Origin of the sequence: Pedobacter sp. PLR (genome assembly GCF_026239675.1) — a bacterium.
In the GTDB taxonomy this organism is placed as follows: domain Bacteria; phylum Bacteroidota; class Bacteroidia; order Sphingobacteriales; family Sphingobacteriaceae; genus Pedobacter.
This window is the reverse complement of the sequence record NZ_JAPIVQ010000016.1, coordinates 1-8,941: the sequence shown is the minus strand read 5'-3', so window position 1 is coordinate 8,941 and position 8,941 is coordinate 1. Positions and strand designations below refer to the sequence as shown.

The following is an 8,941-nucleotide window of genomic DNA, read 5'->3' as shown; positions in this document are numbered from 1 at the left end:
CAACCATAACTTCTACCGCTGCCCATTTTGATCACTTGTAATTCTGCCATGGTTTTAAAGTTTAAATTGGAAATTGATTTCTTCTCTTTTCTCTTTGAGTTCGGCTCTGCTCATCCTACCCTTCATTTGTGGTGCATCTGGTGAGGGTGCTATAAGAAGTTCCTGACCATTTTGTGATGGATCACCTGAAAGATGACCAGCTTCACCACCTTCATCCAGTGGATATACAACAGAAACACGCAAATCTGAATCACCATCCCTGACATCTGATTTTTTTGTAGATTTTTTCTTGACTGAATACACTGATGCTGATACAGGATCTGCCAACAGAATCCGCTCTACTGTTGAATTGAAACAAGGCATGTCATTATCAAAATCACCATGGTGTCTCGCATCGGAGTAGTTTGGGAGTGGGTTGGTGTTTGGTGAGGTGATCCAGTCAATACGCTTTTCATTGATAAGCTGGGTTAGCTTAGGCGTTGATTGAATAAACTTGGCCATGCCCAGGATGCTGGTACCTCTCGGTGTTTCTTCAAATGCATTAGATACCAGATAAAGTAGAGATTTATTATAGATTCTACCACAGTTGTCATCCTGCTCTGCACGGTCGCTCAGTGTAAATAGGGCGACTTTCTCCATGGTATTATCCTTAATTGCAGGAACATAAGATTGGATGAAGTCCTTAGTCAAACAGGCCGGCGCCCAAAGGGTGCAGGATTTGATTTTGAGCTTGAATTCTTCTGTAATCTTGGAAATAAGGGGCGCAAGAAGAATGCTTCCGGCACTATGGCCAATCAGGTGGATACTAATATCTTTACCGGCTTTAAGGTAATCGTTAAGACACTCCAGGGTAAAATAGGCACCACCAAATTGAGGATCTGACGCTGCCCGAGCATTTTCTTTCATCTCTGCCCATGCGATTTTACCAGGTTCTCTTGCTAGCGGTTCTAACATATCATCGATGCGGTCAAGCATAAAATCAAAAACTGAGCTTATACGCTCTTCGGGCTGACGGAGCTTGAAGGCGTCCTCCAACAGACTTTGGATTGTCGACAAAATATCTGAATTCCAAACAAAAAAGATTGGGTAGATTTCTTTAGTCAATAATGTCTGTCGATAATCAGATAGTACCTGAAGTACACCATCTTCAGAAACCAAACCACCATGCGCATAAAAGGCAATCCGTACTTTTTTCCAGCCAGTGGTTATAGTTGGGATGTATTCTGTAAAAATACGCTTAACATCATCTTTGTTGTTCCCATATGTTCCAGTAGTTCTAAGTGCTCCATTGTTGCCCAGGCTAACTATATGGGACCGGAGTTCTTTAAATGGTAAAAGATCAGTGGAAGAAGCGGCTACAGAAAAGGTTTTTGCAATGCTGTTAGGGCTTTTCAGTAATACCGGAGCTCCAAGTCGTGATACCCATACGTCTGTAGAATTAGCGGCCCAGTCGTCATAACTTATGCGTCCAAAGCCGCCCTTTCCCCAAGTCTCCCCCCAGGAGTTTTGTATCCAGAATCCGTTTTTATCATATCCAACAATAGCAAAGGCATGACCTCCTCTGATTTCTTGTCCCTCATATGGGATGTCACCACTTTTATTGTCAACACTGAACCAACCATCATGAACTCTGCCTGTGGCATACAGGATGCCTACCTCTGCCAGGGCATTGTGCATTGAGCAGAAGTCTTTATGATTTACCCTGTAATATGCACCCAATGGATAGCCTGCTGCATTCTCCGCACGGGCCGCATCAAGATTTTTATCTGGTTTTTCTGGATCATATGGCCAGAGTTTATCCAGACATACACCATGCTTATGCCAGCCTTTGATTGCGCCACGGGCACTGGAACCTACATAATCTTCACCTGCCCATTCATCATATTTTTTTGCCATTTCATAGAGCATTCTTGGACTGATCTGATCAGTAAAATAACTATTTTTACGGCTTTTAAGGAGGTAATGAATTACTGTAGCTAAACCAAAACCAGTGCAGGCACCTTCTTTTCCCTGATTGAGTATTGGTATTCCTGCCTTCAGATAATTTTCCAAGGGTATTGTTGAGGGTACTTCATATAGTGTTGACTCAAACATTTGATCCCTGAAATCTATGGTATCGGGCCTTGCATTAAGTACACGGCCTTTAATTGGTTTTAATTTTTGCTTTTCGGAACGGGTTTTCATACTTTTTGATTTTGGAGGGCTGGTTAGGAAAGTTATGCGAGTTTAGGCAACTTGAAGTTGTCAGTCTGGATATTTGCAGCATAGGCCTCATAGAGGCTTTTGAATTTTTTATATTCAGGGCTTTCTTTATCAAATCTTTGCATATCTGTTTTGATTTTATCCGCTTTTAACCGATACTTAGAATCGTTATAAAGTTGCATGGCATCTTGTAGGATTTCGGTGTATTCTCCTGTTTTATCATCAGAACCATAGAATTTTTTTAATAATGAGGCAGTGGCCAAAGTAGGCGCAAAGCTAGCAAGATCCGGACGAAGCCTTCCGTTTAGGTATACGATGATATAGGGAGCTTCTCCCTTGTACTCCTCCTCACTGTCTTTATCAATTAGCCTTATTTTTTGTATTCCGCCATCTTTTATGACTCCTACTTTCAAATTGTCAAATTCATCACGGTCGGTTTCATTATAGATCACATATTCCCTGGGTTCTGTTGGGGAAAGCAGGGGTGAACTGAATTGAATGGGGATGGTGCCTTTCAAATCGGGTTCTCCTGAGAAAATGGCATCGCCAAGATTTGACCCAATTTTAAGCAATTTAGAACCGCCCATGAGGTATGCTGCTGCAGGCATAAAGACAGGTATACCCACGGCTGAATCAAGCAAACCTGAGATGGTATCAAGAAGTTCAGTGTCAAAATTATCAAACATAATTTCAAAGGATACTACCATGCTTTCTGCATCCATTGCCGGACTATAATAAACAATAGGTGTGCCGTCTTCAAATGCAGTGAAATTTAAGTAAGAATTCTTATCTACGTTTTTGGACCTAATGTTTACTGCTCTCGAAGTACCCTGGAAAGTTAGAGTACTTCTAACTCCAGAGACTACGACTGCGTCTTTTCGACCTCCTAAAAAACTTTTATATTTTCCTGCATAAACGCATGCAATTTCAATTCCCAGAGGCTTACCGATCCCTATTTCTTCAAAAACGCCTGTAGGTATACCGTCTTCAGTAGGTTCAGCTCCAATAGCCGCCCCCACAGCAATGCTCGGTTGCAGGGCTTTACTTAGGGTTTTGATGTTTTTGGTTAGATTAATAAGATCTCCACTAATACTTTTGTTAAGAATCTCGTCCGGCTTCATCAAAGTTTCGCCGATTACATGAAATGTTGCCATTTTTTCGTTGGTTTAGAATATTTATAAAAGAAATGTTGATTTCAGAGAGGAAAAACAGGATAGACGTCTTTTTAGGCGTTATCAATGTTTAATACAAGTTCCCAATTATTCTCTGCCACCACAATCCCTCAAAAGAGTGAATTTTAAGATAGTTAACATGATGGAAATAGAACGGCCTTTTTGGCTAGCCATCCAAGCCATAGTTTTTTATACCAAGCATACCCTGCTAGTCGGAAATAGTAAATCAAATTACTCATATTCACTCTTTTGAGGGATTGCACTGAAAGATTAAAATTCTCATTTTGGAGTAAAATTTATTTGTGATTAAGAATTTGCACCGCTTTCCAAATGGTAGAATGTTCGTATAGCGTTTAGTAACATAACCGTCCTGCAAAACGCACTCATTAAAACGAATTGCGAATCAGGAGTTATTGTTGATAATATATTTAGAGTGGAAACGCTATCAATGGGGGCTAGTAATAAATCTAGAACCATAATTATGAAAAGGATCATTGAGGATGTGGTTGTTATAAATACTGGCCATTTCATCTTGAACTATTTAAGCCAGTGAATAAATAAGGAGGTAAATTATTATGAAAAAGGTTATGTTCAACCGTAAGCTGTGGATAGTTTTATTCCTGCTTGTTTTGATTTTATGCCTAGGTATTATGTATTTTGGAATTAGATATGAAGGATTTTGTTTAGAGACACTCAAAACCATCTTTACAATTATAGGATTCCTTGTTGCCTCTTGTTTTTTTATATATAAAATCCTTACTGGATGGCTAATCATTAACCTTAATATCAATATTGACGCGGAGAGAAATCATATCGATAAAGATAATGACCACTTGGTTATACATATTTTATTAACGAAAGGTCAAACAGATAGTTTATGGCTTAAGAATATAGCAATAAAAGTAATAGAGCTGGATGGGCCTGTCAAAGAAGAAGACTTACACCAGGATTCAGGTAAGCCTAAGATAATAAGACCAGTTGGAATGGAACGGATTAGCTCAGAAAAAGATTGGCAGCCAGAGGGGAAAGGCCGTTTATTAACTATTTCACCAAGTGAGGAAGCCAGGTTTTCAGCGTATATCCAGGTTAATAGTTTAAGCGTCGTAGTTCTAGAAGTAGTCGTGTTGGGGACTCGTCCATTCTATGGTATTGAAAACAAAAACATTGATTTTATCCAGTGGAAGGCTTCTAAGATTGTATTACCTGTTAGGTGAAAAAAACATGAAAATTAATTGGGAACATCAGTAGGATAGAGTTGCTTTTTAGGTTTCGGCCCTGTAACTATGGAAGTCGCGTCCTGTTTCACTAAACCGTCACTAAAACCTCCAGTTGCGTAGCGAACCTTGCCGTACGAGTTATAATCACTGCCGATTATACACAGACAGCATTCTATAGGGAAACCACTATTTCCAAGGCTGTTTATCTCTAAGCCTTTACTCCTGGGCGCCTCAATAATCGCGCATTCTTCTTTCATGAAAAATACCAGCATCAAAAGGTTGAGTAGTGAAACAATGCTTTTTTCTATAAAATCGGGTATATTTCGCATATCAATTCCTTTGTGCGGTGTACCTATGGTGACTAATTTGTGTATCAGGTTAAGGGGATTGTCCAATAAATTACCAAGTATAGAATCCGGATATTTTTTTCTTAACTGATCTCCCTTAGATTGAAGGATATCCTGGATCAAAGTTCGGCAAATTAGTCCATCCATATCTAGCAAGATCTTCGGTATGCGCTTCAATTTCCCTTACCTTAATGTAATCTACATCGTAAAATCTGCATAGCCATAATCCTTTATTTTCTTAAATCGGATCATTTGGCCTTCAAAAATATCAGCTACTTCGTAAACCATTCTCTTTTGTTTTTTATCGCAAAAAAGAGGAAGTTCTAATGATGAATTATGTTTTATGTATATCAATAGTTTGGTGATTTAATTAAGCTTGAAACCGACTATAATCCCGGCTTTCGTGAGAGGCGAATATGATGCACCAAAACCAAACCTACTCTGGTGAGGAAAGTAAATGAAGGAAGTTTTCCAACTGATGTTGTAAGCCTCTTGGTTGTCAAAATAACCTAAACCCGCCAATAACACCATTGATCTGTGCTGAACCCCCGCAGAAAGAAATGCCCCAGTATTACGAAGTTTAAAAGAATGAAAGGAGGTTATGATTTCAGCCAATGCTGCAAAGGCATTTAAGGCTGATTTTTTTATGGGGTTAAAGACTTTCAGGTAACTTAACCCGTAAACGTTTCGATCATACCCATGTAGATTTATGCTGTTTTTAATGGTGTCTCGCTTGTAAAGAAAATATTTTATGGAGTCAATGTCATAAAATAATTTTTTCTGATTTTTTACTACTGTATCCTGAATAATTTTTTTTACCTCGTTAGATTCATTGACTACCGTACATCTAAGCGCCGTTGCTTCTCTAATGAGTTTTGTGGATGAATCTTTGACTAAGGTCTCTACTTTTCCAATTGCCTGAATGAGTGTGTTGTCATTTGACGCGAATAATTGTCCCTCAGATCTGTTTATTAAATTTTTGAAATCATGCCAGTGTTCTTCTATTCTCTCGTCATCAGCATCGTTTTTTTCGTATGCATCAATCTTTTGGTAGGTTTTTAGACGCTTTTTAAATTGTTGCCAGCCTGAAAAAATAATATTCCATTGCTGTCCGTTAATCCCACCAGCATTTTTGTTGTTTTCAATGGAAAAAATATATTTATTAATTGAGCTTGTGTCTGTTGGAAGCGTACCTGTTTTTATGGGTATATTGAAGGAGCTTTTTTTTATATTTTCATACCATGTTTTGTAATCCTGGCTAAAACAGCTTGTAACACATATCATCACTATGATAGTAATCCATATACTTTTCATCATTGCTTTTTTTTAGGGTTTATCAAAATCTTCCAGGAATTTCTTTCTGTCGGTAGGATTATCTATGGCTTTTTTTCCAAGCTTCTTTATCTTTTCCAATACTTCATGATTAAGCTGTTTTAAGGAATTGGTATCAATAATCACCTCAATTGTGGTGTGTGTAGAGTCCACAAGATTTGATTTGTTTTTTGCATTACTATTTGGCTCTATAGTATTTTGCTTCTCGGTTTTTAACAGCTCTTTTATGCCTATGTTTAAAAATGGTTTCTTAAAATTGATGTTTTCCTCGGTAAATTTTTTGAAGAATGGCATGATGAGCAAGACAAATAGGAATACGTAGTTTTTGAGGAGATTAGCGTCTTGCTTAATTTTGTTTTTATAATCTTCTTTTTGGATCAGGATACTTTGCTTTCTGTAATGATACAGAATTGTAAACAAGAGAATAAGGAAAAAGAATAACCATAATAGTCCCTTAAACTGTAGGACTTGAACATGTGGTAACCACTCTTTATTGAAGTCCTTTTCTTTTGTTGCTACATAATCGCGCCATGTAGAATCGATCTGATTCGAATAATCGGCATAAAGGGCCAATTTCTTATTTATATTTGCTACTGCTGTACTATCAATATTTGGGGTGTTAAAGAGATCAAGTAACTGCTTTGCCTGTTTGTCTAGTAATTTCTTTACTGAGATAATAGCTGCAGTATTATTATGGTTTTTAGTATAAAGGAGGTTTTTGGCATTAGTCAGGCTGTGCTTTAGCCCGGTGTCTACTTTAGAAATGACACCATTCATAAGCGTTCTGGAGGATTGAGGCATTACATATCCTTCTTTAAATGAATAGAGTTTTATTGTTGCCATGTTCTCACTGGATCTTTCAGCAATTTCTCGGGCAATCTTGTTTAGGGTGGTATTATACAAGATTTGATTGTGGTATTCTGTCAATAATTTTTTTGCTGATTTTTCGTGACTTGAATTTTTATTTGTTAAACTTTCAAACGAGTTTAGCATAAAAGAAATAATCAATATCAGCAAAACAAGCGTTACGATAATGTACTCTTTGGCTTCAGACTGGAATTTGTGTTTCCATGCCATCTTTCCTATTTGAAAGACAGTAATAAAATAAATTGGGGTAATCAGTAGAATGGCAATGTACAGGCCTATATTTATCGTCGTAGGATCTGTACTCCTTAAATAGAAAAATCCAAAGATAAAGAATAAAAGGAAAAGTATTATTTGAAGTAATGATTGGTTATATCCCACTTCTATACCAATAATTTTTTTAGTAATGAAATTTGATTTTTGAATAATAAAATAACAAACAAGACCTGCCGGAAAAATGAAGTATAATAATATAAATAGCTGATATGACTCCCATAACTCAATTCCAAATAGCGTTGAAGTATCATTGATGAACGCCTGGATAAATGTCAAGAAACTAACAATTGCAGTAATAAATCCGATTAGTTTAAGTTCAAAATCTCCTACAATGCTGAGGTTGTATTTTTTATCTTCTGCCATGAGTTTAGCTTTATTTTGTATAGAGATATATGAGAGTACTGTTGCCCCCAAACTGTATAATAAATAGATGAAAACAAGGCCAATGATTATATCCAGAGCATTGTTATTAAATGTATTTTGTTAATTAATTGGTTTAAAGTCATTTCAAGAGTAGAGTCCATAATTGTTTTTTAGGAAGTAAAATCATTAACCCAAGGTAAACAACATGCAAGTTCCGAATTCTTGTTTACTCTTACAATCCCTCAAAAGAGTGATTGTAAGCTTGTTGTGGCGGTCCTGACTTTATTTACTAACCGAGAAGAAAAAGCCAATAAACTGGATAAGGTTGTTCCAAACCCAATTCCAGAAAGTCGCTCTACCCATGACGAATTATAGTTACCGTTCCGTTGTATTTTACCCGGATCAGGGTATCGGAAAAAAGCAAGGAGGTTAATTTCAAAGGCACTTCTTTTTGATTGATGTCTTACAACTCAAAGCTGCCGTTCAGGAAGCTAATGCCCTTTTTAAAAGCAGGATCTGCAACAGTGGAAAGCAGCGGATTCCTCCCTGGCGCCAAGGCCACAATGGTATTTATATTCCAGCAACACGTTTAAGGTGCAAAACCTATTTAAGGTACAGCTGTTGGCCTGGTATCTTGGAGAGCGGTCTTCAGGATTGTATCAAAACCGAAGCAGGTCTTCAGTGACAATAGGGATAAAGAATTTTTTAAAGATGCATGATATGCTTTTGATTGATCTGGGAAAGCAAGTGAAATTTATTAAATTGTGTTTATCAGTTAGTTACCTTAACTTCATTAAGATTCAATTAATCTAAACCATATTGCCAATGAAACGCATCAATAATAAAGTAAAGGATTATTGGCACTCTGACACCAGCTTTATCACATTGTTGGTAATGCTGATTTTTATGGTATTTGTTATGCCCATTTTGGTAGAGGGAGCTGTAGTCGACATTTTGTTTTTAAATGTTTTATTCCTGACGCTCTATTTCATTGGTATTTTTTCAAGTGAAGACAAATGGAACATGTATTTATCATCATTTCTGTTCATTGCACATTTGATTCTGCTCGTGATTAGATTTGACGATACACCGCAAGAATATTATTTGCTAGAGCGTTTAGTTGGGCTTGTTAATATGAGTCTGTTCATTTTTATTAATGTAAGGTTGC

Annotated in this window: 7 protein-coding genes; 2 read left to right on the top strand and 5 right to left on the bottom strand. The window is 37.2% G+C overall.

The window, feature by feature from the left end; translation table 11 throughout:
• Positions 1 to 54 precede the first annotated feature (54 nt).
• Entirely contained in the window at positions 55 to 2,184 is a 2,130-nt protein-coding gene (locus tag OQX61_RS24000; protein ID WP_265844383.1) for a C1 family peptidase, read from the bottom strand.
• Between the two features lie 32 nt (positions 2,185 to 2,216).
• Positions 2,217 to 3,356, bottom strand: coding sequence for a hypothetical protein (locus OQX61_RS23995; protein WP_265844382.1), 1,140 nt, complete (start codon positions 3,354 to 3,356; stop codon positions 2,217 to 2,219).
• Between the two features lie 593 nt (positions 3,357 to 3,949).
• Between OQX61_RS23995 and OQX61_RS23990 the strand changes: the two genes are divergently transcribed.
• Positions 3,950 to 4,588, top strand: a complete 639-nt coding sequence (locus OQX61_RS23990; protein WP_265844381.1) for a hypothetical protein — start codon at positions 3,950 to 3,952, stop codon at positions 4,586 to 4,588.
• A gap of 14 nt (positions 4,589 to 4,602) precedes the next feature.
• Here the strand turns inward: OQX61_RS23990 and OQX61_RS23985 are convergent, their stop codons facing one another.
• From OQX61_RS23985 to OQX61_RS23975, 3 genes are all read right to left on the bottom strand, one after another.
• Positions 4,603 to 5,061 carry a hypothetical protein gene (locus OQX61_RS23985; RefSeq protein WP_265844380.1) on the bottom strand — a complete coding sequence of 153 codons (459 nt, stop codon included), beginning with the start codon at positions 5,059 to 5,061 and terminating at the stop codon, positions 4,603 to 4,605.
• Positions 5,062 to 5,304: 243 nt separating this feature from the next.
• On the bottom strand, positions 5,305 to 6,255 hold the full coding sequence (locus tag OQX61_RS23980) for a hypothetical protein (RefSeq protein WP_265844379.1): 951 nt from the start codon (positions 6,253 to 6,255) through the stop codon (positions 5,305 to 5,307).
• Positions 6,256 to 6,264: 9 nt separating this feature from the next.
• Positions 6,265 to 7,773, bottom strand: coding sequence for a hypothetical protein (locus OQX61_RS23975; protein WP_265844378.1), 1,509 nt, complete (start codon positions 7,771 to 7,773; stop codon positions 6,265 to 6,267).
• A gap of 825 nt (positions 7,774 to 8,598) precedes the next feature.
• Between OQX61_RS23975 and OQX61_RS23970 the strand changes: the two genes are divergently transcribed.
• Positions 8,599 to 8,941: hypothetical protein (locus OQX61_RS23970; RefSeq protein ID WP_265844377.1), on the top strand; the 343-nt coding region annotated here is incomplete at its 3' end.

Coding starts and splice junctions, on each gene's coding strand:
- OQX61_RS23975 (WP_265844378.1), bottom strand. CDS start 7,773: ATGGCAGAAGATAAAAAATACAACCTCAGCATTGTAGGAGATTTTGAA.
- OQX61_RS24000 (WP_265844383.1), bottom strand. CDS start 2,184: ATGAAAACCCGTTCCGAAAAGCAAAAATTAAAACCAATTAAAGGCCGT.
- OQX61_RS23980 (WP_265844379.1), bottom strand. CDS start 6,255: ATGATGAAAAGTATATGGATTACTATCATAGTGATGATATGTGTTACA.
- OQX61_RS23990 (WP_265844381.1), top strand. CDS start 3,950: ATGAAAAAGGTTATGTTCAACCGTAAGCTGTGGATAGTTTTATTCCTG.
- OQX61_RS23995 (WP_265844382.1), bottom strand. CDS start 3,356: ATGGCAACATTTCATGTAATCGGCGAAACTTTGATGAAGCCGGACGAG.